This window comes from Shewanella sp. VK101, assembly GCF_056497865.1.
Window position 1 is genome coordinate 3,824,625 of the sequence record NZ_CM151402.1, and the last position, 23,952, is coordinate 3,848,576.

Below are 23,952 nucleotides of genomic sequence, written 5' to 3' on the forward strand. Positions count from 1 at the left end.
TAATGCCGGTTTTTTATTCAGCCATTGGCTATCACATCTCGAATACTGTTGAGTAAACGCCTATCGGTACGGGCCTTTTTCAACTTACGAACACTCTCTTTGAGCGCCGATTGTGAAATACGATCATATATGCCGCTATATTCCTGCTCGGCAATGGCCTCGTCGGTATCCGCCAACTGGGCGATATCCTGGGCCATCAAACTCAGTTGCAACCAGGCTGATGCGATAAAAAAGCCGTGAAAATCGGCTCTGGGTAGCAACTTGGCAGCACTTGGCGGCAACTTGTCCCAAGCCTGTTTGAACTCAGACTCCTTATCGTCCAGCAGTTGTTCAAACAGATTGTCATAGGCTTCTTTCAGCGCCGTCGGCAACTTATCCATAGGTAATACCTGAGAGCAGATATTGATGGCGGCGCTTCGCGCCTGCTGCCGGTACTGAGCATCAACTTGAGTCATTGTTTCTTCCGTCTAAAAGCGATTGGCGGCGAGTATAGCACCGGCATTAAACAGCAATCCATCTCCAATTGGCACCCTGGAAATACAAAAAGTCAGCCAAAGAACGGGGCCAACCGCGCTCAAAACCGGGAAACAGGCATAGGATGAAACCCGGCTTGCTAAGCAAATTTAACGATTTATTGCTGGTCAGCCTATGCCCTGGTGCGTATGCTTAGTAACATAATGTAAACATATCTCTATCGGTAAGCGTGAAGTCATACTTTTTGAAATCAGCCTTCGCTCTGCTACTTTTGTCCGGCATGGTTCCGCTCGCTCTGGCATTGGATAACCCCGAGGCAGATAAGTTATTCAAACTGCTTGAAAATGGGCAGGTCAATAATGTTGCCAAGGTGGAGCAAACTCTGGAGCAAATAGCCCAATTGTTGGCCGATAAAGATCTGGATCGCCAAGTAAGGCTCAGGCGCGCCCGCTGTTGGAGCTATGACACCAATAATAATGCCAAGGTTGATGCGGCAATAGATTACGCCAATACCCAAGTACAGATGGCTGAAAATCAAGCTTATCCGGAAGCCCTGACCGACTTTCGCCTATGCCATGGTTGGTACTCTCAACTCAAAGGCAATATGGAGCAGGCCAAAGCCGACTATGACCAAGCCTTACAACAAGCCTACCAACTCGAAGACCGTCGGTTAATCGCGGATGCCCGCAGTATGCGTGGCGCCATGTATTCTTTTCAGGGCAATTTTGCACTGGCATTGGAAGATCTTCTCACCGCCCAACAGCTCTATGAACAACTCAAACTGGATTATTGGAGCCGCTACAACTTGGTTGATCTTGCTACCAGCTTCCGTCGTTTCGGCGATCCGCAGAGCGCACTCAACTATTACCGCCAATTGGAACAGGCTTATCGCCAAGGTGGCCATGAAGAGCAGGCCTATATTGTCAATGGTGAGATGGCCATAGCGCTCGAGGAATTGGGGGACTTTGAAGCGGCTGTGACCAAATTCCAGCAGTCTTACAACTATCTCAAACGACAAGGAATGACTATCGAAGCTGCAGGAGTTTCGGTCAATATGGCAGGTTCACTGTTGAAACTCGACAGAATAGAAGATGCCAAACAGGCGCTGGAGCGTGCCAAACCATTTGTGACCGAGCAACAGGGTGGCTTCTACAGTTTTATGCAACTCTACAGCGCCGATGTGTTGCTGCGCCAAGGTCAGGCGGAACAAGCTATGGTCCCCTTGGCCAAGGCAGAACAAAGTTTTCGGGATATCAGTAATGACAGGGGATTGGCCGAACTCTACCTGCTCAAAAGCGAAATATTTGCCGCACAGGGGCTTTGGCAAGAATCAACAAACGTGCTCAAATCATATATCTCCCTGCATTCTGAACTGGATAATAAGCTTCAGTCATACCGCACCACAGAGATGCGTACCCGCTTCAATGCCGACCGCATGGCAAAAGAAAATCAACGTCTGCTGGAAAGCGAGCGCCTCAAAGAACAGGAGGTGCAGATACTTCAGCAAAACCGCCTGTTGCAGCTGGCGGTGCTGATCCTTGCCAGCATCATTATTTTCATTATGGCGATTCTGGCCTATAAACAAACCGGAAAGTCACGTCAATTTCAGAAGATAGCCCAAACGGATCATCTCACTCAGTTGGCCAACCGACGCTATACCTATCAGAGGGGAGAAGCGTTATTCAATCAGGCCAAACATTCAGGCATACCTATGTCTGTTATTCTGTTTGACGCCGATAACTTCAAGGATATCAACGACCAGTTTGGTCATGATGGCGGAGATAAGGTACTGCAGCACCTGGCGAGCGTAAGCCAAACGCTTATTCGTGAGCAAGATCTACTGGGGCGGATCGGTGGTGAAGAGTTTCTGCTGCTGTTGCCGGAAACCAGTCGAGAAGAATGCCTGAAAATTGCTGAGCGTTTACGTCAAACCTTGGCAGAATCAAGCCCAGAGGCGCTTGCCGGCGAGTCCAGAGTCACTATCAGTGCCGGGGTGGCGACTCTCAATACCGAGTTACAGTTTTCAGAGCTGCTTAAACAGGCTGATAACGCTCTATACCGCGCCAAAAATAAGGGGCGTAATAGGGTAGAAAGCGCCTGAACCTCCCTCACCAATCAGTAATTCAGTGGCTATGCCATAACACTTCAGCCTCAGGCAGTGAGGGCTTTGCTCCAAACCATTCAAAATACAGTGCATCAAATTCGCCACTTAGCTGTAATGCCACCAGCGCCTTGTGCCAGGCTTTAACTCGCGCAGGATCTGTGCCACTGGAGAACGCCAGATACAACCGCAAGTGTGCCAATTCCAGCACAGGCCGCACTGCAGTCAACGGTTGATCCAATTGCCGCAAGACGCCCTTAACCGCGATCTCCGCCTGACACCAATAACGCACCCGCTTATGCAACAACTGTCTGGCCGAATACTGAGGAAAACCTGAGATTAGCAGCCTCTCATCCGCAATATCCCTCAACAATCTTTGCGCCGGAGAGTGACGATAAATAGCAATATTACCCGCCGCAGCCGCCTGTGACAGATCTGCCGGAGTGAAATCATCATCCATGCGGGCATAGAGCTGGATACGGGTTTCGGCAATCGGTCCAACAAAATCAAATTGCTGCCGTCGCTGTTCATCAATAGAAGTGGCAAATAACAGGATATTGGCATGATGAGTTGCCATATTAATGGCGCGGGCCCAAGGCAAGATCTCTATGACTGGCTCGTCATCGGCGGCGGTGACTTTGTAATTCAACGCCTTAACCAGGGCAACGGCATAACCATCAGTTCGTCCTTGGTATTCATAACTCATGGGGGGCCAAGCTTCTGTCAAAAGCCTCAGAGGCGCAAGTCTGGACTCGGGAGGCTCATTCCCGGCCTGGACGAAACCAGCAAGAATGCAGCCACACACAATCAAGCAGGCCCAAAACAGAGGCTTAATTGTCGACATATGTTTATTCCCCCTCGGTTCCAGCATAGCATCGACAAAAACCAAAATCGCCGTTTGCGGCAACTGTGAGCGATTCAGCTTTACTGATATAATCAGGTTTTTTCCCGGTCAGCCTCTGTTCATGTCTGTTCCTCAACCACCACAATTTGATCCCTGTATGCTTGGTAAGCTTGCCCGCGACATAAAGGCTTGGGGCAAAGAGCTGGGTTTTGCTCAAGTTGGGATCACGGATACAGATCTTCGCCGCGAAGAGCCCAGGCTACAGACCTGGCTCGATAAGGGCTATCACGGTGAAATGGGCTATATGGCCAGCCACGGCATGATGCGGGCCCGCCCGGCCGAACTGCATTCCGGCACTTTAAGAGTTATCTCAGTACGGATGGACTACTTACCGCCACAAGCCGGGTTTGCCCTCAATCTCAAAGACCCTAACCTTGGCTATATCTCCCGTTATGCCGGCGGCCGCGACTATCACAAGCTGATGCGTAATCGCTTGAAAAAGTTGGGCGAGCGCATAGATGAAGCGCTCAAAGCCCTGCAACTTGAAGGCTGTGGCTTTCGGCCCTTCGTCGACTCGGCTCCCATTCTGGAACGGCCGCTGGCAGAAAAGGCCGGGATCGGCTGGACAGGTAAACACTCACTGATCCTCAACCATGAGGCCGGCAGTTGGTTTTTCCTCGGAGAGCTGCTGGTGAACCTGCCGCTGCCCATGGATGTCGCCATAGCCGAAGGCTGCAACACCTGCGTTGCCTGCATCACAAGTTGCCCAACTGGCGCTATAGTCGAGCCCTATGTAGTCGATGGACGTCGCTGCATCTCTTACCTCACCATAGAACTGGCCGGCAGCATCCCGCTGGAGTTTCGGCCACTGCTAGGCAATCGCATCTACGGCTGCGATGACTGCCAGCTGGTATGCCCCATCAACCGCGCCGCGCCTTTGACCGCAGAGACTGACTTTCATCTAAGGCCACAATTGAAGCAACCCAAACTGCTGGAGCTGTTTGCCTGGAGCGAGGCCGAGTTTTTGAAAAACACCGAAGGCAGTGCCATTCGTCGCATAGGCCATCAACGCTGGCTGCGCAATATTGCGGTGGCACTGGGCAATGCCCCCGGCAGTGAAACCATAGTTGCCGCCTTGCAGGAGCGACTGACAGATGCCTCAGAACTGGTCGCAGAACACATAGAGTGGGCACTGGCGCAGCAGGCAGAAAAACTCAGCGCCAACGACACAGCGCCTATTCCCGCCCGCAAGACGGGGCGCCTGATCCGGATAGTGGAAAAGGGTTTGCCAAGAGACGCCTGAATTCAAGCCTAATCCAGGGTAAAACCCACCTTGATGGTGACCTGCCAATGAGCAATAACACCGGCCTCCAGATGTCCGCGGGTATCTATCACTTCAAACCAACGCAAATTATGCAGCGACTGGCTGGCCGCCGCGATGGCATTCTTGACCACTTCGTCCGAGCTGATGGGGGATGAACCTGTCAGTTCTATTATCTTGTACACATGGCTCATAAGGCTTCTCCTGATAGTTATCTGCGTCCAGCACAGGTTCGTGACCTGAGTATAGACAGAAATGGCCGATGGCATATTTCCCTTGGTTTCTGTATATTTCTCAGTTGGATAACCATAGGAAGAAATCAAGGGATTGCTATGTAATTAAAACATTCAGGTCTGGGGATCGCCTCGTTTGCCACCAGCATATTTAGTGGGATAGCCCTGTTTATCACTTTTATTGTTGCAGGAGCCCTGGAGGCGACAACACCGGGCGGCCTGGATGAAAATTCGATGGAAGCCATTCTTGTGGGGCTGATGATCATCTTTATGATGCTGGTCTGCCTGGTGTCTTTGGGATTGGGCATTGGCGGCCTGGTACAAAAAGACCGCCAGAAAATCTTCGCCATTTTGGGCACCACTTTTTCAGGCTTGATCATTCTGGGTACGGTTGGCCTGATAGCGCTAGGCATGAGCATGGGCTGAATCTTTCCCGCGTTAAAGTCAATCAACATCAGGGGCGCAATGCGCCCCTGACTGTTATTAACCACAGAATTTTATCACCCGAGTCGACGTCGCAACTCCCTGGTGGCATCAACCATGTTCTTCAAAGCCGGTTCGACTTCTTCCCAGTTACGGGTCTTCAAGCCGCAATCCGGGTTGACCCAGAGCTGACGCACAGGAATTTTCTGCGCCGCCTTTTCAATCAGGCTTACCATGGCTTCCACTGTTGGAATATTGGGGGAGTGAATATCATAAACCCCAGGGCCGATTTCATTGGGATAGTCAAAGTCTTCGAAGGCATTCAACAACTCCATCCGTGAGCGCGATGTTTCTATGGTGATCACATCGGCATCCATGGCGGCAATGGCCGCAATAGTGTCGTTGAATTCGCTGTAGCACATATGGGTGTGAATTTGGGTCTCGTCTCTGACACCGGCGGCGCTGAGCTTGAAGGCGGCCACCGCCCAATCGAGATAATGGGCCCAATCGCTGCATTTGAGCGGCAAGCCTTCCCGAAAAGCCGGCTCATCAATCTGAATAATACCTATACCCGCCCGCTCCAATGCCACCACTTCATCACGTATCGCCAGGGCCAACTGAGTCGCTATCTGCTCGCGGCTGATATCCTCGCGGGCAAAGGACCAATGCAATATGGTCACGGGCCCGGTCAGCATGCCTTTCACCGGTCTGTCGGTGAGACTCTGGGCATATTCGGCCCAGTCGACTGTCATCGCCTTGGGACGGGTCACATCGGCGTAGATCAGCGGCGGCTTGACACAGCGGGAACCATAGCTCTGCACCCAGCCCTGTTTGGTAAAACCTACGCCATCGAGCTGTTCACCAAAGTATTCCACCATGTCGTTGCGCTCGGCTTCACCGTGTACCAACACATCTATGCCCAGCTTGAGCTGACGTTCTATGGTATCCCGGGTCACCTGTTGCAGCTGCTCTGTGTACACAGCATCGTCCAACTCACCCTTGCGCCAGCGGCTACGCAGGTTACGAATGGCTGCCGTCTGCGGGAATGAACCTATGGTAGTCGTCGGCAACAAAGGCAGCTTGAACCTGGCCTGCTGGGCTTGTCTGCGCACCTCAAACTCATGGTTTCGGTTGTAATCGGTTGCGCTCAGGGCATCGATTCTGGCACTGAGCTGTTGATTACGCCCCTGCGCCCTGGCCGCGCGCCGATCCCGGCAACGGGCGACCACGGCTTTGGCATTTTCAGTCTCAGGCGCCTCCAAAAGCGCCTTGAGCTCCTGCAACTCGGTAAGTTTTTGCCTGGCGAAAGCCAGCAGGCTTTTAAGCTCGGGCGCCAGCGCGGTCTCCACCTCGAGATCCACCGGGGTATGCAACAGGGAGCAGGAAGTGGCGAGCCAGAGCCTGTCTCCCAGATCCCGCGCCAGTGGCGCCAACTGCTCGGCCACAAGATCCAGATCGGCGGCCCAGACGTTACGGCCGTTGATCACCCCAACCGACAACACCTGTTCGGGCGCCAATGCACCGACAAAGGCCTGCAACTGCTCGGGCGCGGTGACCAGATCCAGGTGAATACCCGCCACCGGCAGTGCCGACAACAGATTTTGATGGTGGGCTACAGTGCCGTAATAGGTTGCCAGCAACAGCTTGAGCGGCGCCGACTTGAGTACGCCGTAGGCCTGATTGAAGGCCTGTTGCCAGTTGTCATCCAGCTCAAGTGCCAGCGCAGGTTCATCCAATTGCACCCATTCAACACCCTGGGCGGCAAATCGGGCCAGAATGGCTTGATAACATTCCAGCAGCGCCGGCAGCAGTGTCAAACGGTCGAACTCTGAGCCCACTGTCTTGGACAGATACAGGAAAGTGACCGGCCCCAAGAGTACCGGCTTGGCAGTGTGGCCCAGCGCCTGAGCCTCGGTCACCTCTTCAAACAACTGTTCCCAGGCGATATCGAAGCGTTGATCTTCGCTGAGCTCAGGCACCAGATAATGGTAGTTGGTGTTGAAGTACTTGGTCATTTCAGACGCCGGCGCATGCTTGCCGCTGGGCGCTCGGCCACGGGCAATCCGGAACAGGGTATCGAGATTGACAGCGCCGCCGTCACGGTGACGCTCGGGGATTACCCCCAGAGTCGCACTCAGGGTCAGCACCTGATCATAGTAAGCAAAGTCACCGACCGGCAGCTGCGCCACCCCGGCATCGGCCTGCCACTGCCAGTGGGTACGCCTAAGCTCCCTGGCAACACTCTCTAATTCGGCCACGCTGGACTCACCGCGCCAATATTTCTCCAAAGCAAACTTGAGTTCACGTCGACGTCCGATACGGGGAAAGCCAAGACTATTTAATTGCATAATGTATACCATCCTTTATAAACTGTGCAGCAAGTGACTGGCGACGCCGAAACACAACAAATCAAACCGGGCGTCTGGACGTCTAGAAGTTTATTGTGCTAGTCTCAGCACAGGCAACCGAATTGAATTCAAGGGCAACATGAGCGGCATTCATGTGGAGAGGAAATGATAGAACTGAGACACCTTCGTACTCTGATAGCACTGAAAGAAAGTGGCAGTCTGGCCGGCGCGGCGAAGAAACGTTTTGTCACCCAGTCGGCGCTGTCGCACCAGATTAAAGAGTTGGAGACCCGGATTAACTCCCAGGTATTTGTTCGCAAAAGCAAACCTCTTACCTTCACGCTTGAGGGCAGTCGCCTGCTGACCCTGGCAGAAGAGATACTGCCCCGGGTACAGGAAACCGAATTTGTGCTCAAACGCGGTCTATCTGGAAGCAGCGGTCCCTTGAAGGTGGGTATTGAGTGTCACAGCTGTTTTCGCTGGCTGATGCCTGTAATGGAAGCCTTTCATCAGTCTTATCCGGATGCCAATCTGGATCTCTCCAGCCGCCATCTGTTCGACTCTCTCAATGCGCTGGAAACCGGTGAGCTGGATATAGTGCTGACCTCAGATCCTGTGCCCGGCCATGCCCTTGCCTATCAGCATCTGTTTGATTTTGAAGTGAGACTGGTGATGGCCAAAGATCACCCTCTGGCAGGCAACAGCTATATTTTGCCGCAACAACTGGCCAGGGAACCTATTATCAGTTATCCGGTACCGCTGGAAAGGCTGGATATTTTCCGTCACTTCCTCGAGCCGGCCGGAGTGGTGCCCGGCCCACAAAAACGCTGTGATCTCACCAATGTGTTGCTGCAACGCATCGCCTGTAAAGAAGGGGTTGCGGCCTTGCCCAACTGGTCACTGACCGAAGCCCAGGGCTTGAGCCTGACCTCGGTGAAACTGGGGCAGGAAGGCCTGAAACGGCCGCTGTTCGGTGCCTACCGCCGCGACAGCAGCAATAGAGTGCAGCTGCAAAGGCTGCTGGAATTGATTGCCAAAGAGGGATTACAGCGTCAAGACAGACACTGACTGAGCGGCTGCCACCGCGCCTGAAAGTCGGCGGCAGTCACAAAGCATCTAGAGAGGATTCAGCAGCAGACCGCGCTGGGACAATACCCTTCTCAGTACCAGTCCGGGTGAATTGAGATCCCGGGTCTGTCTCAGGTTATGGGCGACCATAAACTCGCTTTGCAGCTCATCATCCAACCCCAGAGATTCAAAAGCTTCCACCGTCAGCGTCTGCTGCTGGGTCTCTATCAGGGTCTTGATAATGCCCAGCGGGAAGCACTGCTCGGCTTCGGCGTTGAGATAGGCAAACGCCGTCAGGGCAATAATCTGACCAAAGACGCTGAACAGTGCCAAAGTCTGCACTTCATCCGCGTCTATCTGTACCCCTTGCATCTGATGCAAGCTGTCCACCGACTCGGTCGCCACAGACTCAGTCAGGCGCCAATAGCCAAGTACCAGTTTACGGTATGGCTGCGGCAATTCATCGAGCCGCTCTTTGAGATAAAAGCTAAAGGCATAACGGTAGATATTGACCTGTCCCAGACGCACCAATGCATCCTTGAGGCTGCGGTTTGGCTGAACGGAAGGAGAGAGCGCGTTATTGCTGCGCCACAGCAGATGAGCTGCCAGAGCGGGATCGGTCGCGACAATATCGATCACATTGCGAATATCGCCATCAGCAATAATGGCCTTCTTAAGCGGGATCAGGATGCCGCGGCGCCCTATCACCTGCTCTTCGTTGGCAATAATGGCACGCACTTGAGTAAAAACCTGCTGCTCAAGATCTGTCATGTGATTCTTTAAACCTGTTGTTATTTATTATGGAGGCACTATTGCCATTTATTATGGCAGAGAATTTACCCATAAAACGCCCACCAGGGTCAAGTTGAATCGATAATTAGCCCGGTTTTTGCCAAATAGAATCAAAAAGTAGCATCAAAAAGCGCCCGTCTCCTGTAGCCTGGTAAAGATGACTTGTGCCAAACGCGAATACCCCTGTTGATTGAGATGCACAGTATCGGACTTGAGCTCGTTTGAACGCAGCAGCTCAGACAGAGTCTGTTCCAGCAAGATGGCGCCGTGCTTGTCGGCCAGTTCGGCATATAAAGGCAGGGGGGACAGCAGCAGGCTCTTTTGCGGCACAGCCAGCAGCACTACCGGAATTTGCCGGGCTTTGGCCTCAAGTAACATGGCCTCAATGTTTTGCGCCAATTGCGCCTGGCTGCGGCTGCGGAGAATATCGTTACCGCCTTCGAGCAAAATAAGCAGATCCGGCTTGGTTTCATCCAGCAGTGCCGGCAAACGCTCAAGCCCGGCAGCAGATTGCTCACCGGAAATCCCGGCGTTGATCACCTCACAACGGCACAACTCAGCCAGACGACTGGGATAATCCTGCCCGGCCTTGGCACCAACGCCTTGGGTCAGGCTGTCACCGAAGGCCAGCAGTTTGCCATTACTGCCGATATATGCCAGCTTGGGCTCGGAGCAAGCCAGCAAAAGCAGCGACAACAGGGCTATGGCCACGCCTCTCAAACCATACCTAAAATCAGCTTTCATATTTCGACTCTTGCCTCCTTGTCGGTGAGTAGTTTCCAGCTAAAACAGATAGAAATACGGGCAGAAAAAAGCCGGGAAACCCCGGCTTTCTATGCTATCAGAAGCGATAGCTGACGCTGAATCTCAGCGCCCGGCCGCTACCCGAGTAATAACCATCGCCCCAGGTACTGAAATAACCTGAGCTGGCGTATTGCTTGTCAAACAGGTTGTCGACCCTCAGGCTGGCAAGCCAGGCATCTCGGCTGTAGTTGAGGGCGATATTCCCCAGCCAATAGCTGTCCAGCTTATCGTGCTGATTGCCATTGTCACCTTCCATATATCTGTCGCCCAGATACTGGCCCTCGACAAACAGCTGCCAGTGCTGGCCAAAGTCCACACTGGTGTAGACACGCCCGGAATGCTCGGCCACCCAGGAGAGAGATTTGCCTTTGTTGGCGCCTTCAGTAAATTCGGCATCGATATAGTTGTACTCAAGTCCCAACTGCAGCATTTCATTGAGCTGCCAGTCCCAGTCGAGGCTGGCGCCATAACGGCGGGAAGCATCGGCGTTGACGTTGGCGCCGGGGAAAGCGCCGCCGATAGGCATATCGGCACTGGGGTCAAAGACAATTTCATCTTCCAGCGACAGCCGGTACAGGTTCAGACGCAGACTCTGGTTGCTCAAGGTCCAATCCCAGCCGGCTTCAATGGAACGGCCGGTCTGCGGCTTGAGGCCGACGACTGTTGGCGGCGTATAAGCTTGCTCATCGACCTTGGCGAAACGGAAACTCTCATCACCGCGAAGATAGAATCTGTGGCCTTCCAGCGGCCGATAGTTGAGCCCCAACTCGAGCGCGTGAGCGTCTTCATCCAAATCTATGCCATTGGGGTAAATCTGACCGTCCTTGAGTTCATCCTTGACCTTGGCATAGCGTCCGCCCACCACATAGCTCAGGCTGTTGGTCAGCGGCACATTGGCCTGCAGATAGGTGCTGGTCATGGTTTGGGTGTTACTGCGCTGCATATAACTGAGATCGAACTCGGTTTCACCCCGTTGAATATCGGCACCTATGACTATGCTCAGTTCACCATTGCGGGTCTGATAACGCCCCAGTGCCTTGGGATTGAATTCCAACAGCGAGCGCTCGTTCCGACCTGGGCTGCCATAGCTGACACTGGACACCAAAGTATCACTGTAGTTGAGGTCCGCAGCCAGGGCCCAGTTGGCGTGCACCTGGCGCTGGAGATGAGCACGCCAGGCAGAAGTCATCTCATGGTTGTAATCACCCGGCGTCGATGTCGCCTGGCGTGGGTCGGCTTCAAACTGAGCCAGGGTCAGTGAGCCTGGAGTCTGGCGCTTGTTATCGTAGTAACTGCCTTCGACAAAGAAGTTGGTCAACTCTGAATCATATTGCAGACGCCCCAGCACAGAACCGGTTTCGTTGGCATTGTTTCTACGGTAGTTGTCGCTCTCGTTGTAAGCAGCAGCCAAATAGTAGCGCCAGTTTTCATTGATGGCGCCGGACAGATCCCCACGGCCTTCGTAGGTGTCAAAACTGCCACCGGAGAGGGTCAGGTTGCCACCGCTGGCACTGGGCGCCTTGGTGATAATATTGATCACTCCGCCGACTGCCTGATCACCATAGAGCACCCCGGCGCTGCCGGAAAGGATCTCTACCCTTTCAATCTGATTGACCGCAATGGCACTCAGGCTGGGGGCGGCAATATCGATATTGTTGAGTCGGCGACCATCTATCAGTATCAGGGTGTTATTCACCGCTTGGCTGGAAGAGAAACCGCGCATCGCCAGCACAGGCCCTGAGTTATTGTCCGATATTTGAATGCCACTGCGGCCACGCAGCAACTCGCTCAGATTACTGGCACCGCTTTGCTGAATATCGGCGGCATCTATGACCACCACATTGGCGGCAATATTGAGCGGCGTGTCATCCTGACGGCCAATGACCACCAGCTGTTCATCCACGGCCTGGGTTGTAGCACTCGCCATGACGGGAACCGAGGTAAATGCACCGCAGAGCAGCGCGAGATGATTTAGTTTGAAACCCATTTTCCTTTGACTCCTGAAAGGGAAACGGGGCAAGAGTGCCACGGCAGGGAGCGCCCCTTGGCTGCCGCATTTCGAGATCTGCCCACCGAAATCATCGAAATACCTCCAGGGCCGGTCTCCGGACTTTGGCTATGCGGTTGACCGCGCAAGACCCGGCTTTTATGACGCCACTTGGGCGCGCCTGTCTCTCACCATTTACCGTTGCGGGGGCAGTGCCGGATTTTCACCGGCTTCCCGATTATCCCCGGTCTTTCATTCCGGGGCACCACGAGAGGTTGACTGAAATACTGTGCTGTCATTCCCGGCCTGACCGAGAGCGGGCATTATAGACGTCTATATGGATGAATGTCTAATTTTGACGACGACTGACCGCCGCAGATTTACCCTGAAAACAAAAAGGGAGCCGAGGCTCCCTTTCCATTATCTTAACCCAGCTCTTTGGGGTTACTGCCAAAGCGGTTGTCACCCACTTCGCTGTCCTGGCAGTAGAAGACCAGCAACACTATCCAACCTATGATAGGGATAAATGCCAACAACTGCCACCAACCACTGCGGTCAGTGTCGTGCAGACGACGCGCGGCAACCGCAATAGAGGGCAACAACAGGCCCAAAGAATAAATCAGCCCCAGCACTGTGGTACCCAGCGCATAGTCAATAGCACTGACAACCAGGCTGAAAATGATATAGAACAGAGTGAACATCCAGTATTCTGTCCGACGGGCCCGACCGGTAAAGTCGGCGTATTTTTTGATGGCTCCGATGAAATGTTCCATGTTTTCTCCCAATAACAGATCCAAGATCCGATAACGCCGCACCAATTATTGAATGGCTTAAGGCGACCAAAGTTTCATCAGAGTTTCTTACTCCCTGAAACAGCAAACAATTTTAACATACCTGAATGAACTGCAAAGTGACAGAAAAGAGATTTACCTTCCATCCGCCACAAAATCAGAGATATCTCACCCTGTCAGTCGTCATTGGTTTACAAATATCGCCATATTCATAGCCATAAATAGCCATGAACAGCCAGCCGGCGCTTTTTCATCTTATCTGCTCAGCGTAAAACCACGGCTGGCGGCCAGCACCTGGATATCGGTTTCAATCTGTGCCAGCTGTGTCTGACGCTTTCGACCGATTGCCCCTGAGTTAAACTTGGATGCCAGGCTGCCAAGAATATAGCGCCAATGCAGCGCTTGTTTTTTACGCTGTTTACGGCTCAAAGGATTCAGTGGCCGCTGCGCTGCGAGCGCCTTGAGCAAGGCTGCAGCAGCGCTGAACCAAACATCGGGCAGCGATTCCAGGTTGTTAAAAAGCCATTCCAGGCAAACCAAGCGGCTCAATTCGGTGTGGGCAAATCCTTTGTTGCTCAAAGGCATTTGCCGTTCCAGCAACAAGGCGTTGAATTGCTTTTGAATTTCAGCACTCCAGGGTTTGCGTTGCAGCTTGGTCAGATGCTGGGAGAAGACCATCTTCGCCAGCTCATGCTCAGTAAACAGGCTACGAATGCCATCGAGCAGTGCCAGGGTAAACTCAGGGTAGCGGCGGCCGAGCGCCAATTGCAGTGAAAGTTCGAGGCCAGAGACGCCCTCGCCTTTACTTGGCGGCTCCCACTTGAGGCACACAGGGACAAACCAGGCAAGAAAACGCACCTGCCATTCAGGCCTGGTGGCGATATAGCCAAGGGCCTGCCGTCCCAAATAGCTACTGGCCGGACTGGCCCGGTTGGCTTCAAGCCGTGCCAGTAACTCGGCGGGGTTATCGGCCTCCAGTAACTGCTCAACTATTGGCGACAACCGCTCCCGAGCCCGAAGAAAGCGCAAACACAGGACCGTTTTACCCACAAACTTTCCGCCAATGGCCAGCGGCAATAGCGCGATTAGAATCCCCCACAGCTCGAGCCAGGTATTTTGCTGTTCTCGATAGTACTGGATATCGGTGCGCACTATGCCGGGCTCCTCAGGCAAATGCCAAAGGATCACGGCTTCACCGACGCTTCTCGAATCGCAAAGCAGGCCTGGGGGATCCCAGATCTGATACTCACTGCCGTTCGGCAACTGATAATACAGCAGACAATCCCACTCATAACGGCCAAAACCCCAGCGCCCAGGGGACACGTAGTGTTGCTCACGCCGGGCAATATAACCTTGGGTCTCGACGCCTCGTTCGAGCAGGATATTCACTTCATACCAGGATTGGACACTCTCTTTGACAAAATAGAGCCCTAGAGCCGAGAACAGCCCGCCGGCAAGCGCAAAAAGGCCGATAATTATCAGATCTTCCCAGATTGCCCGTATCTTTCCCACCGGGTCCCCTTTGATTCAATCTTTTAAGGCCGCGGATCGTAGCAGATTTCAGCAATCAGTTGAGGAACACTTCACAGTTTGCCATCCGGTTCTGCGCGCGCCAAAGAGTCATGCTATGCTCGGGCAAATTGCTAAAGGAGTAACAGCATGAAACGCCCTATCATTCTCGACTGCGATCCCGGCCATGATGATGCCATCGCCTTGATCCTGGCCCTGGCCAACCCTGAGCTGGATCTGCTGGCCGTGACCACCAGCGCCGGTAACCAAACCCAGGAAAAAACACTCAACAACGCCATGCGAGTGCTTACTCTGCTGGGCAGAACCGATATTCCTGTGGCCAGCGGCGCCCCCAAGCCATTGGCAAGAGAGCTGATCATTGCCGACAGTGTTCACGGTGAATCCGGGCTCGATGGCCCAGAACTGCCGGATCCCGCCTTTGAACCTCAGCCGATGATGGCCTGGGAACTGATGGCAGAGAAAATCCGCCAAAGCAGCCAGCCGGTGACTCTGGTGCCCACGGGCCCCTTGACCAATATCGCTATTTTCCTGAGCGCCTATCCCGAACTCAAGTCCCGTATCGAGCAGATAGTGCTGATGGGTGGCGCCGCCGGTGTCGGTAACTGGACCCCTGCCGCCGAATTCAACATTTTTGTTGATCCTGAAGCGGCCGACATGGTGTTCAAGTCAGGGATCCCCATCGTCATGGCCGGTCTGGACGTGACCCATGAGGCGCAGATCATGGAAGAGGATGTAGCCCGTTTCCGCGTGATTCCCAACAAGGTTGCCAAGTGTGTTGCCGATCTGCTGGAATTCTTTGTTATCTACCACAAGGATCCCAAGTGGGGCTTTGATGGCGCGCCGCTGCATGACCCCTGCACCATAGCCTGGCTGCTCAAGCCTGAGTTATTCATCGGCTTGGACTGCCATGTGGCCATCGAAACCCAGAGCGAGCTGACTGTAGGGATGACGGTTGTCGACCGCTATCACCTAACAGGCAAGCCCGCCAACGCCAAGGTGCTGATGCATCTGGATCGTGAAGGCTTTGTGGATCTGCTGGTTGAAAGCCTCTACGCCTATCAGGATTAATACATGAGTAGACTAGTGATAATCGGCAGTGCCAATGCCGATCATGTGATGGAATTCAGTCACTTGCCCGAGCCAGGGCAAACACTGATGAGCCGCAGCTACCGTTTGGAACACGGTGGCAAAGGCGCCAATCAGGCAGTTGCTGTAGCCAGACTGGTGCAGCCTGGCACCCGAGTGGACTTTATCTGCCATCTTGGGGACGACGCCATTGCCGATACCATGATCAAGAGTTGGTTGGACGATGGCATTCATCCTCAGGGCTTGAAGAAAGTGCCGGAAATGGCAACCGGCAGCGCAATGATTTTCATCGGCGATGGCGGTGAAAACTGTATTGGGGTGGCCGCCGGCGCCAACGCCAGCCTGGAGCCAGCCGATGTTCACTGTCATCAAGAGCTGTTCAAAGGCGCCAGTTACCTGCTGGCACAGCTGGAAACGCCGTTGGAATCGGTCAAAGCCGCGCTGCAACTGGCCAAGCAACAAGACACAGTGACTATTCTCAACCCGGCCCCCGCCAGCACGCTGGCTGACGATGTGCTGGCCTTGGTGGATATCATCACTCCCAACGAAACCGAGGCAGAAGCCCTTACCGGTATCAAGGTGGAAGATGAAGCCGGCGCAGCCAAAGCCGCAGCCGCTCTGCAAGCCAAAGGGGTTGGCGCCGTGGTGATCACCCTCGGCAGCCGCGGCGCCTATGTGCGTCACCCAGAGTTTGAGGGCCTGGTGCCTAGCTATCCGGTCAAGGTACTTGATACTGTGGCCGCAGGAGACACCTTCAACGGTGCCCTGATGGTGGCTTTAAGTGAAGGGCTGGCGATGGAACAAGCGGTGGATTTTGCCAATAAGGCCGCTTCCATAGCCGTGACCCGTCATGGCGCCCAGCGCGGAATTCCCTACCGCCGCGAGCTGTAATCACGCCTTTACCGCCACAAAAACGGGAGTCATAGACTCCCGTTTTTTATGCTGGCTGCCAGTCAAATTATTCGCCTGGATTGGCCTCTCTGTGGGCCTGAAGCTTGGTGGCAAACTCCTGCTGCAGCAGCTCCATCTTAGGCAGCAGCCCCTGGCTCAGTGATTGAGTCACCATCATGGATTCCTGCATCACGGCCGGCATCTTGGCGACCATGGAGCGCCCAGTATCACTGGCATAAAACGCCAGCATATCGGCAATTTCCTTGTCGCTGTAATGCTTGACATAAATATCGGTCAACGGCTGCTTCAGCTTGTCCCAGCCCAGCTCCTGCTTGAAGATCTGCGTACTCTTGCTGGCAAACTCTTCAAATAAAGGCTTTTCACTCTCCTTGATATTGAACTGTTGTTGCATGCCCAAAATCATCATTTCCATCTGGGTATAAGCCGTGTCCATCATGGAGTCCATCTGCATTTCCAGCAGTAACTGCTCCACCTGAGCCCGGCGAGCGCTGTCATCGGCCAACGCCAAAGGGCTGCTGAGCAATATGCCGCCCAGAACAAGAGATGACAAAAAACCAGGACCTTTCATGAGTGCCTCCGTGGCAAGTATTGATTCGGCTGTCAGTCTATCACAGCCCAAGCGACTGTCAGCTGCTCCAACCTCGGCTGACAGTTAAAATTCTGAGATTAATTCTCATTTAAGGGAAATGCCGTTATGATTGACCCAGGCGGGAGCCTGCGGGGCTCTCGTGCTGTCGAGAGAAATATCGACCCTAAAATCAGAAAAGGAATTGAAAATGAATAAGTTAACCAAGAGACTCGCGGGTATTGCCCTGTTGGGAGCCGGCGCCGTTATCAGCAGCACTGCCAGCGCCGACGAATGCAGCCTGACCATCACAGCCAACGATGCGATGCAATTTGATACCAAGGAATTAAGCGTTCCCGCCAGTTGCAAGACGGTAGAACTGACATTGACTCATTCCGGCACCCTGCCAGTGACAGCCATGGGCCATAACTGGGTTCTGAGCAAGAGCGCCGACATGCAGGGCATTGCTACTGATGGTATGGCAGCCGGCGCCGATGCCGCCTATGTCAAAGCCGGTGACGAGCGGGTGATTGCCCACACTCCTCTGGTTGGTGGCGGCGAATCTGTCAGCATCAGCTTCAGCACCGAAGGCATGACACCGGAAGAAAGCTACAACTTCTTCTGCTCCTTCCCCGGCCACTGGGCCGTGATGCAAGGCAGCTTCAGCATCAAAGGCTAAGCCTGCGCGCTTTGGGCCCGAATGAGGGCCCAAAGAAACATCTCCATTCCTCCTTCGCAAGACCCAATAGCCGCCTTTTCGCCAAATGAGTCCGGGAACCCGGTGACGACTTGCCTGTCTTGGCCTTATGGATGAAATCACCTATCAATATCGGCTTGCTTTCCAGCCATGCTTTGACCCATCACCTGCGGTGAGCTTTCGCATAGGCAGCCCTGCGACTAGGACAAATGTTGCGAAGCGACAAGTTCATTAGCACGAACCAGGGATGGTGAGCTGGCCGTTAATTGCTCACTTGCCACTAAACAGGATTATGGTTACTTGTCGACTTTCTGCGGATGACAGACAAAGCGCCGCTGGGTAGAGTAGGAATCAAGGCTTGAGCCTGTTTCGGCCAGGCACTATTTGAAGGAGAGAGCTTATGTTGGGCGAAAACCATGCGCTGATCCTGGAGTTTCCGGAGCACAAACAGAAAATCCATCAACTCAAGGAAAACGATCCTCACTTTCGCGAGCTGGCAGCCGAGTATCACGACCTCGACCATGAGATCCGTGGATTGGAAGAAAACTGTGTCCCCACGGCAGAAGAACGTTTCAACCAGTTGAAACTGCGCCGCGCCGAACTCAAGTCCTGGCTCTATCAGCAGTTACTGCGCTGATAACCCCAAATACAGAGGCCCTTGCAGCTTAAACCGCAGGGGCCCATGATCAAATCCTGATTAGCTCGATTCCGAGCCGGATCTTAAAGCCTATCCAGATGCAGGGCGTTGGCAAACTCCTGCAATTCACTGGCTTTAACCCCTTCCCCCGAGAGAGTGAACATGGCATTGCCATTGACTATCACAGTCAGCTCTGCCTCACCGGATTCAGTATTCAGCATGGCGTTATGCCCCTGAACCTTGACCAGCTTGCCGCCGCTCATGGCTATCATAGATGGATTGGTCAGCATGGCCATAACAGACTGCAATAGGGGGGAGTCGAGCACCAGCTCTATCTCCAGTTGCGCACTGTCTTCTTTGTAGTAGTGGCGGCTGGCATTTATGCCCCCGCCCAACATCATGCCACCTGTATCGCTTGAAGGGTCATCGGCTTGCCAACCCGGCAATGGCTCGGGAAATACCCCTACGACTTCTCCGGCCCGCTGCTGCCGGATAAGGGTTGAGGCATAATCCAGTTGTGAACTGGCCTGGCTCAATTCACCCTTGCGGTAATGTTGTAACCCGGCCTCAATGGCTTCGGCTACGGCAGGCTCTTCGGCAGCCTGCAGCGGCGCTGCCAATGCCAATGAGGCAACAAGTAATAGATTTGAAGGTTTCATTATCTTTCCCTGATAAAAAAGTCCGCGAATAGCATAGCCGCAAGCTGAGTTCTACGCCAGCTATCCGTTACCTGGCTCTTGCTGTAGCTCGGCGGCAAGCTTCCGAAGCAGTGTAACATCTGGCTCAAACGTCAGTACCTGTTCAGCTCTGGCCAGCGCCAGCTCGGAGTGTTTGCGACACACCTCGCTAAACTCTGCCCGGTTGGACAAGGCTTGAAAGGCTTTTTGCAGCCGAATGTGAATCTCCACCAGCGCCGCGCCATCCCGGGCTATCGGCATAAAGAAGTCATCGAACAGTTCTTCAAGACGTATCGGCAGCATCCAAACTCTGGGATAGGGAATAGCCTCCGGCGCCGGCAGATTCTGCTCATCGGTCACCTGCCATTTGGCTATCAATCTGACTCCGCGACCAATCACATCTATCGCTGTGCCAGGATCATTCACCGCCGCCGACAAGGCCCTCGATGCCACTTCGGCCAATACCGACAACCCAAAGCGAGGGTCCTGATCGAAAGAACGTTCATTGGCCACGGTAAAAGCCTTGTGCAGTGGCTGCAACTGAGCGTCATCGACACCGCCATCCTCGGCCTGAAAACTCAGCCACAGCAGTGGCCGTCCCTGATGGACAAAGGCACCTGGCAATGACGTGATATAGGCTTCGGCGCCGTAATCTTCGGCCCATTGATTGATGCTGCCGAGATCCACATGCTGCACATAGCCTGTGTCGGCCGGATAGAGAGCTAAAGCCCCTTTGGGAATATCCTCCTCTGATGCCAGGCGCCGCCCGTCCAGCCAGGGATGCTCACAGCGCCGCTGGATAGCCGCTCCGGCCGCCTTTTCAATCCTGTCTGTGGTTTCCCCTACCCGGCCTAGCTTGGACAAATGATTGATCCACACCAGAATGGTGGCCACTATCAATACCACCACGGCCACAGTCACCAGAAACAGTACCACCCGCCCCTCTTCGCCATAGACACCGGTACTGAGGGCGATAATGCCCACTATGCTGAAAACAAAGGAGCCGACAAAGGTAGCCAGCGCCTGCTGGGCAGTGGAGTCTTCCATCAACAGCTTGGTAGCTCTGGGGGAAATATTGCTGGTGGCTGCGCCATAGGCGGAAATCATCACACTCAGGGAAAAGGTGGTCACGGCCAACATGCTGGAGGCGAGGATATTGAGCAGCTTGTCCACCGCATCCGCACCTATCATGCCCGACAGCGAAGGGGGAATAACTCCCTGCACCACTATCGCCAGCAATGCGGTAACCACCGCCAGAATCGCAAACAGCACAGTGCGCATCCAGAGTTTTCGGCTCAATTGCAACAGCCGCCAGCCCCATTTACTCAGCATAATCCCACTCCTTTGATGACTCTCTCCCTGGCCAGAATAGCAGCCTTTTGTTCTTTGGACAGGCAGATCAAGCTGTTAGACTTGGGAAGGCGCCAACAAGTCCTATAGTGCAAGCCAGAGCGTCACCAGGACCTATTAGCACCTTCCCTTAAGCTTCTACCCTGCGGCCAGGATAATAATGAAAGTCGATCTCAACCTGCTTCCGGTATTGGAAGTCCTGCTGGAAGAACAAAGCGTTACCGGCGCGGCCAGGCGGTTGCACCTGAGTCAATCGGCCGTCAGCAAGCAGCTTAATCGCCTGCGGGAGTTGTTCAATGACCCGCTGTTTGAACGCAGCGCCTTCGGCCTCAAGCCCACTCCCAGAGCGCTGGCTCTGGGGCCAGAGCTGCAGCAATGGCTCAGGTTGGCCGAGCGGCTGACGCTACCGGACGAGTTTGACCCCACCGCCAGTGAACGTCAGTTTCGTATGCACTTGGTGGAAACCGCCTACTCCCTCACTCTGCCGCATTTTATGCCTTCCTTGCTGCGCCAGGCTCCCGGGCTGGATATCAACTGCAAGACCTGGTACCCGGGCACCATGGAGCAGCTACTGCGCTGCGAGCTGGACTTTGCCATAGGCTGCCGCGAGTGGGATCCGCGCTCGCTGATGCATATCAACAGCCTGCCGGATGAACTCGAGTATCTGGAGCTGACCCGCGACAAGCCCATCTGCCTGCTGCCGCCGGATCATCCTGCGTTCGAGGGCGACTGGAACCTGGAGCGTTTTCTCAGCTTCGAGCATCTGCAGGTAGCCTTTGGCGGAATCGAACATTGGTTGCTGGACGATGTGTTGGCGCTGAAGCACAAGACCCGGCGGATCCGCGCCAATATCACCGACTTTCCCACTGCGCTGGAGTTGTGTCGCCACAGCGAGTTAATCCTCTGCGCGCCGGCCAAATATGCGGCCCAGGCGCTGCAACATGTTGAGTTGGCGACGCTGGAAGTGCCGATAGATCTGGTGCCCGGTGCGTACGTGTTGTTGTGGCACAAGCACTTCAATCAAGACCCTGCCCACAAATGGCTGAGGCAGATGATTGCCGACACAGTAATCCCGGCCAATCAGCAATGAGGCGTCGCCAGAATTCGCCTTATACAACAACGCTCTGGTTTACAAGTCAATACAGTAACGGTTCAATTAAGCGCCTGAATACTTGAGCGCATCAATCAGTAATCTAAAGGCGGCCGAGTGCTGACGCCCACTCGGAAAATAGAGGTGATAACCGGCAAACCGCGGGCACCAATCTTCCAACACCGGGAGCAGTTCACCGGCCGCTATCGCCGGTGCCAACGCATCCTCAGGTTGAAAACAGAGCCCGGCACCGGCAATGGCCGCCTTGGTCACCAAATCCGGTTCATTGCAGATAAGCTGCCCGCTTACCCGCACATTCAGCTCGCGGCCCTCTTTGGCAAACTCCCACACATATAAGCCGCCCGAAGTGGGAAGACGCAGATTAATGCAGTTATGCCCGGTCAAGTCCTGGGGGATGGTCGGCTTTGCATGGCGGGAAAAGTAATCCGGCGAACCCGCCACCAGCATACGCAGATCCGGGCTGATACGCACGGCAACCATGTCTTTGGCCACCTGCTCGCCCAATCGTACCCCGGCATCAAAACCTTGAGCGGCCAAATCAAGCAGCTGTTGATCCACAGAAACCTCGATTTGCAGCTGTGGATGCTGCGCCAGTAAGCGATTAACCACCGGCAGCAATATCGACTCGGCGGCAAACTTGGTGGCGGTAAGCCGAATGTGGCCGCTGATCTCCTGCCTGAAACTGTTGAGTCGCTCCAACTGCTCGGCTATCTGACCAAAGGCAGGCCTTAGGGTCTGCAGCAACTGCTGCCCAGCCTCAGTGGCAGCCACGCTGCGGGTGGTTCGATTCAACAGTTGTACATTGAGGCGCTGCTCCAGGCGCCTTATGGTATGGCTGACAGAGGATTGTGATGTCCCCAACCTGGCCGCGGCGCGAGTAAAGCTGCCCTCTTCAACTACCGCCTGAAACACCCATAAATCCCCCAGCTCTTCCCGTCTCATATATGAATCTCAAATATAAAGCCAATACTGACATATCATTTAAATTACATAATCTGCGCGACTAAGATCGAATGCAAGTCCTCATCTACACAGGAACAGATCATGAAAATCATCAAAAATGCCGCCAGCCAATCCCTTCAGGGCCCGGAAGCCACCTTCTCCGGTCGGGTAAGAATCGATAATCACTTTGAACCCGGCAGCCCATCGCGTATCGGTGCCGCACTGGTCACCTTCGAGCCTGGTGCCCGCACCGCCTGGCATGCCCACGGCGCCGGGCAACTCTTGTATGTCACGGAGGGAAGGGGTTGGATCCAAAAAGCCGGTGAGTCGAAAAAAATGATTGAAGCCGGTGATACCGTATGGATTGCAGCCAACGAAAAACACTGGCACGGGGCCAGCCAAGACAGGGCCATGAGCCATGTGGCCGTAGCCGAAGCATCGGAGACAGCACCGGCTGCCATCTGGATGGAAAAAGTCACTGACGATGAATATCAGGCTTGATGCCGATCAGCCCAGAGCGGTTTTCGACCCGGTTGAAGCGATATCCGGACAATGGCGCTCACCTGAATAATACCCTTCACACGGGTAATAGGCTTGATATAGGGTGCAGCCAAGGCAGGTGCCGGCGCTTCAGTTGAGGCGCTCGGCATTGTCCAGCATTTTCACCGGCAATTGGTTATCCAGCAAAAAATAGTAGAGTTGCAAATCGGCTATCAGTGACGGCTCGGATAGCTCAAAGTCCTGATAGGTGCGATCCTTGAAACGAAACCTCAGTTGGTGTTCAAAGCGCTTGCTCTGGCAGTAAAGTACCTGTTCTATCTGGGCTATCTCTATGGTGACCCCAAGCAAGACTAACTTACCTTCAACCAGTTTGACCTCCAATGCGCCTTTGCTTCTGGCTGTTAAATAGTCCATCAGCAGCGACAACAGGACGCACACGGCGATATAGGCCAACTGATGCTCAAAAGGCTCATTGGCGAGATACACCAGATAGTAGGCGAACATAGCGCCCACCAAAGTACGAACAACAAAGCTTTGCAACAGCCTGAAGTCCGGCCGTTTGTTTTCCCTGACAAGTTCTTTCATGGATTCCCTTCTAAACGTTTCCAGCCAACAGCCGAGCGGCAATGATAGAGATATTTTGCATTAAGAACAAATCATTACCAAAATGCGCAGCACCGAAACTCAGGGAAGCACAAGAAAACTGCAAGGCATAAAATCATGCCAGGCGATGGCTTTATGGCGCAAATTGGAAGAGG

The 23,952-nt window shown here is 53.9% G+C and carries 24 protein-coding genes and 1 riboswitch; of the genes, 10 read left to right on the forward strand and 14 right to left on the reverse strand.

Translation table 11 applies throughout. The annotated features are described in order from the left end of the window. Positions 1-17 precede the first annotated feature (17 nt). The gene (locus tag ACSHSR_RS17130) at positions 18-455 is read right to left on the reverse strand and encodes a DUF3069 domain-containing protein (protein ID WP_071477365.1); all 438 of its coding nucleotides are present in this window, start codon (positions 453-455) and stop codon (positions 18-20) included. A 263-nt stretch (positions 456-718) separates the two neighbouring features. Here ACSHSR_RS17130 and ACSHSR_RS17135 point away from each other — a divergent pair, with 263 nt between their 5' ends. Continuing rightward, the gene (locus tag ACSHSR_RS17135) at positions 719-2,575 is read left to right on the forward strand and encodes a tetratricopeptide repeat-containing diguanylate cyclase (RefSeq protein ID WP_146226021.1); all 1,857 of its coding nucleotides are present in this window, start codon (positions 719-721) and stop codon (positions 2,573-2,575) included. A 22-nt stretch (positions 2,576-2,597) separates the two neighbouring features. Here the strand turns inward: ACSHSR_RS17135 and ACSHSR_RS17140 are convergent, their stop codons facing one another. Further along, the gene (locus tag ACSHSR_RS17140; protein ID WP_404829461.1) at positions 2,598-3,302 is read right to left on the reverse strand and encodes a substrate-binding periplasmic protein; all 705 of its coding nucleotides are present in this window, start codon (positions 3,300-3,302) and stop codon (positions 2,598-2,600) included. 238 nt (positions 3,303-3,540) lie between these two features. Here ACSHSR_RS17140 and queG point away from each other — a divergent pair, with 238 nt between their 5' ends. Continuing rightward, entirely contained in the window at positions 3,541-4,722 is a 1,182-nt protein-coding gene (queG, locus tag ACSHSR_RS17145; RefSeq protein ID WP_479630976.1) for a tRNA epoxyqueuosine(34) reductase QueG, read from the forward strand. An 8-nt stretch (positions 4,723-4,730) separates the two neighbouring features. Here the strand turns inward: queG and ACSHSR_RS17150 are convergent, their stop codons facing one another. Then, positions 4,731-4,934: a dodecin gene (locus tag ACSHSR_RS17150; protein WP_208157038.1), complete on the reverse strand. Its 204-nt coding sequence runs from the start codon at positions 4,932-4,934 to the stop codon at positions 4,731-4,733. Positions 4,935-5,207: 273 nt separating this feature from the next. Between ACSHSR_RS17150 and ACSHSR_RS17155 the strand changes: the two genes are divergently transcribed. Next, on the forward strand, positions 5,208-5,399 hold the full coding sequence (locus ACSHSR_RS17155) for a hypothetical protein (RefSeq protein WP_479630977.1): 192 nt from the start codon (positions 5,208-5,210) through the stop codon (positions 5,397-5,399). Between the two features lie 74 nt (positions 5,400-5,473). Here ACSHSR_RS17155 and metE read toward each other — a convergent pair whose 3' ends face one another. Continuing rightward, the gene (metE, locus tag ACSHSR_RS17160; protein ID WP_479630978.1) at positions 5,474-7,744 is read right to left on the reverse strand and encodes a 5-methyltetrahydropteroyltriglutamate--homocysteine S-methyltransferase; all 2,271 of its coding nucleotides are present in this window, start codon (positions 7,742-7,744) and stop codon (positions 5,474-5,476) included. Positions 7,745-7,909: 165 nt separating this feature from the next. Here metE and ACSHSR_RS17165 point away from each other — a divergent pair, with 165 nt between their 5' ends. Continuing rightward, a complete protein-coding gene (locus ACSHSR_RS17165) occupies positions 7,910-8,812 on the forward strand; it encodes a LysR family transcriptional regulator (protein WP_025009037.1) in 903 nt (300 codons plus the stop codon). Between the two features lie 48 nt (positions 8,813-8,860). Here the strand turns inward: ACSHSR_RS17165 and ACSHSR_RS17170 are convergent, their stop codons facing one another. The 5 genes from ACSHSR_RS17170 to ACSHSR_RS17190 all read right to left on the reverse strand — a co-directional run bounded on the left by ACSHSR_RS17170 (position 8,861) and on the right by ACSHSR_RS17190 (position 14,698). Then, positions 8,861-9,583 (reverse strand): HDOD domain-containing protein, encoded by a 723-nt coding sequence (locus ACSHSR_RS17170; RefSeq protein ID WP_479630979.1) that lies wholly within the window; start codon positions 9,581-9,583, stop codon positions 8,861-8,863. A 144-nt stretch (positions 9,584-9,727) separates the two neighbouring features. Next, entirely contained in the window at positions 9,728-10,348 is a 621-nt protein-coding gene (locus tag ACSHSR_RS17175; protein WP_335903879.1) for a GDSL-type esterase/lipase family protein, read from the reverse strand. Between the two features lie 97 nt (positions 10,349-10,445). Further along, positions 10,446-12,395 (reverse strand): TonB-dependent receptor, encoded by a 1,950-nt coding sequence (locus ACSHSR_RS17180; protein WP_156018921.1) that lies wholly within the window; start codon positions 12,393-12,395, stop codon positions 10,446-10,448. A gap of 92 nt (positions 12,396-12,487) precedes the next feature. Then, positions 12,488-12,680: riboswitch (cobalamin riboswitch) on the reverse strand. Positions 12,681-12,820: 140 nt separating this feature from the next. Continuing rightward, entirely contained in the window at positions 12,821-13,168 is a 348-nt protein-coding gene (locus ACSHSR_RS17185) for a DUF805 domain-containing protein (RefSeq protein WP_025009034.1), read from the reverse strand. 273 nt (positions 13,169-13,441) lie between these two features. Then, positions 13,442-14,698 (reverse strand): DUF3592 domain-containing protein, encoded by a 1,257-nt coding sequence (locus tag ACSHSR_RS17190; protein WP_159352881.1) that lies wholly within the window; start codon positions 14,696-14,698, stop codon positions 13,442-13,444. Between the two features lie 147 nt (positions 14,699-14,845). Here ACSHSR_RS17190 and rihA point away from each other — a divergent pair, with 147 nt between their 5' ends. After that, positions 14,846-15,784 (forward strand): pyrimidine-specific ribonucleoside hydrolase RihA, encoded by a 939-nt coding sequence (rihA, locus tag ACSHSR_RS17195; protein ID WP_479630980.1) that lies wholly within the window; start codon positions 14,846-14,848, stop codon positions 15,782-15,784. Between the two features lie 3 nt (positions 15,785-15,787). Beyond that, the gene (gene rbsK / locus ACSHSR_RS17200; protein WP_144160950.1) at positions 15,788-16,693 is read left to right on the forward strand and encodes a ribokinase; all 906 of its coding nucleotides are present in this window, start codon (positions 15,788-15,790) and stop codon (positions 16,691-16,693) included. A 67-nt stretch (positions 16,694-16,760) separates the two neighbouring features. On the opposite strand, the gene ACSHSR_RS17205 is transcribed toward rbsK, so the two are convergent. Next, complete coding sequence (locus tag ACSHSR_RS17205; protein ID WP_479630981.1) at positions 16,761-17,282, reverse strand: DUF2059 domain-containing protein; 522 nt, start codon at positions 17,280-17,282, stop codon at positions 16,761-16,763. A gap of 208 nt (positions 17,283-17,490) precedes the next feature. Here ACSHSR_RS17205 and azu point away from each other — a divergent pair, with 208 nt between their 5' ends. Next, a complete protein-coding gene (azu, locus tag ACSHSR_RS17210; protein ID WP_037436164.1) occupies positions 17,491-17,958 on the forward strand; it encodes an azurin in 468 nt (155 codons plus the stop codon). Positions 17,959-18,376: 418 nt separating this feature from the next. Beyond that, positions 18,377-18,613, forward strand: coding sequence for an HP1242/YdcH family protein (locus ACSHSR_RS17215; protein ID WP_025009029.1), 237 nt, complete (start codon positions 18,377-18,379; stop codon positions 18,611-18,613). Between the two features lie 83 nt (positions 18,614-18,696). On the opposite strand, the gene ACSHSR_RS17220 is transcribed toward ACSHSR_RS17215, so the two are convergent. Together ACSHSR_RS17220 and ACSHSR_RS17225 are read right to left on the reverse strand one after the other, a co-directional pair. Further along, complete coding sequence (locus ACSHSR_RS17220) at positions 18,697-19,272, reverse strand: hypothetical protein (protein ID WP_479630982.1); 576 nt, start codon at positions 19,270-19,272, stop codon at positions 18,697-18,699. Positions 19,273-19,332: 60 nt separating this feature from the next. Then, positions 19,333-20,622: a DUF2254 domain-containing protein gene (locus ACSHSR_RS17225; RefSeq protein WP_025009026.1), complete on the reverse strand. Its 1,290-nt coding sequence runs from the start codon at positions 20,620-20,622 to the stop codon at positions 19,333-19,335. Between the two features lie 172 nt (positions 20,623-20,794). Here ACSHSR_RS17225 and ACSHSR_RS17230 point away from each other — a divergent pair, with 172 nt between their 5' ends. Continuing rightward, positions 20,795-21,730, forward strand: a complete 936-nt coding sequence (locus ACSHSR_RS17230; protein ID WP_219012648.1) for a LysR family transcriptional regulator — start codon at positions 20,795-20,797, stop codon at positions 21,728-21,730. Positions 21,731-21,796: 66 nt separating this feature from the next. On the opposite strand, the gene ACSHSR_RS17235 is transcribed toward ACSHSR_RS17230, so the two are convergent. Next, entirely contained in the window at positions 21,797-22,693 is an 897-nt protein-coding gene (locus ACSHSR_RS17235) for a LysR family transcriptional regulator (RefSeq protein ID WP_025009024.1), read from the reverse strand. A 102-nt stretch (positions 22,694-22,795) separates the two neighbouring features. On the opposite strand from ACSHSR_RS17235, the gene ACSHSR_RS17240 reads away from it, so the two are divergent. Next, positions 22,796-23,194, forward strand: a complete 399-nt coding sequence (locus ACSHSR_RS17240; protein WP_101059384.1) for a (R)-mandelonitrile lyase — start codon at positions 22,796-22,798, stop codon at positions 23,192-23,194. 129 nt (positions 23,195-23,323) lie between these two features. On the opposite strand, the gene ACSHSR_RS17245 is transcribed toward ACSHSR_RS17240, so the two are convergent. Further along, complete coding sequence (locus ACSHSR_RS17245) at positions 23,324-23,779, reverse strand: hypothetical protein (protein WP_044735081.1); 456 nt, start codon at positions 23,777-23,779, stop codon at positions 23,324-23,326. Between the last annotated feature and the right edge of the window lie 173 nt (positions 23,780-23,952).

Bases quoted from the DNA above. Each gene is read 5' to 3' on its own strand.
- ACSHSR_RS17220 (WP_479630982.1), bottom strand. From the start codon at position 19,272: ATGAAACCTTCAAATCTATTACTTGTTGCCTCATTGGCATTGGCAGCG.
- ACSHSR_RS17245 (WP_044735081.1), bottom strand. From the start codon at position 23,779: ATGAAAGAACTTGTCAGGGAAAACAAACGGCCGGACTTCAGGCTGTTG.
- queG (WP_479630976.1), top strand. From the start codon at position 3,541: ATGTCTGTTCCTCAACCACCACAATTTGATCCCTGTATGCTTGGTAAG.
- ACSHSR_RS17150 (WP_208157038.1), bottom strand. From the start codon at position 4,934: ATGAGCCATGTGTACAAGATAATAGAACTGACAGGTTCATCCCCCATC.
- ACSHSR_RS17165 (WP_025009037.1), top strand. From the start codon at position 7,910: ATGATAGAACTGAGACACCTTCGTACTCTGATAGCACTGAAAGAAAGT.
- rbsK (WP_144160950.1), top strand. From the start codon at position 15,788: ATGAGTAGACTAGTGATAATCGGCAGTGCCAATGCCGATCATGTGATG.
- azu (WP_037436164.1), top strand. From the start codon at position 17,491: ATGAATAAGTTAACCAAGAGACTCGCGGGTATTGCCCTGTTGGGAGCC.
- ACSHSR_RS17170 (WP_479630979.1), bottom strand. From the start codon at position 9,583: ATGACAGATCTTGAGCAGCAGGTTTTTACTCAAGTGCGTGCCATTATT.
- ACSHSR_RS17240 (WP_101059384.1), top strand. From the start codon at position 22,796: ATGAAAATCATCAAAAATGCCGCCAGCCAATCCCTTCAGGGCCCGGAA.
- ACSHSR_RS17130 (WP_071477365.1), bottom strand. From the start codon at position 455: ATGACTCAAGTTGATGCTCAGTACCGGCAGCAGGCGCGAAGCGCCGCC.
- ACSHSR_RS17235 (WP_025009024.1), bottom strand. From the start codon at position 22,693: ATGAGACGGGAAGAGCTGGGGGATTTATGGGTGTTTCAGGCGGTAGTT.
- ACSHSR_RS17155 (WP_479630977.1), top strand. From the start codon at position 5,208: ATGGAAGCCATTCTTGTGGGGCTGATGATCATCTTTATGATGCTGGTC.
- rihA (WP_479630980.1), top strand. From the start codon at position 14,846: ATGAAACGCCCTATCATTCTCGACTGCGATCCCGGCCATGATGATGCC.
- ACSHSR_RS17225 (WP_025009026.1), bottom strand. From the start codon at position 20,622: ATGCTGAGTAAATGGGGCTGGCGGCTGTTGCAATTGAGCCGAAAACTC.
- ACSHSR_RS17175 (WP_335903879.1), bottom strand. From the start codon at position 10,348: ATGAAAGCTGATTTTAGGTATGGTTTGAGAGGCGTGGCCATAGCCCTG.
- ACSHSR_RS17185 (WP_025009034.1), bottom strand. From the start codon at position 13,168: ATGGAACATTTCATCGGAGCCATCAAAAAATACGCCGACTTTACCGGT.
- metE (WP_479630978.1), bottom strand. From the start codon at position 7,744: ATGCAATTAAATAGTCTTGGCTTTCCCCGTATCGGACGTCGACGTGAA.
- ACSHSR_RS17180 (WP_156018921.1), bottom strand. From the start codon at position 12,395: ATGGGTTTCAAACTAAATCATCTCGCGCTGCTCTGCGGTGCATTTACC.
- ACSHSR_RS17215 (WP_025009029.1), top strand. From the start codon at position 18,377: ATGTTGGGCGAAAACCATGCGCTGATCCTGGAGTTTCCGGAGCACAAA.
- ACSHSR_RS17205 (WP_479630981.1), bottom strand. From the start codon at position 17,282: ATGAAAGGTCCTGGTTTTTTGTCATCTCTTGTTCTGGGCGGCATATTG.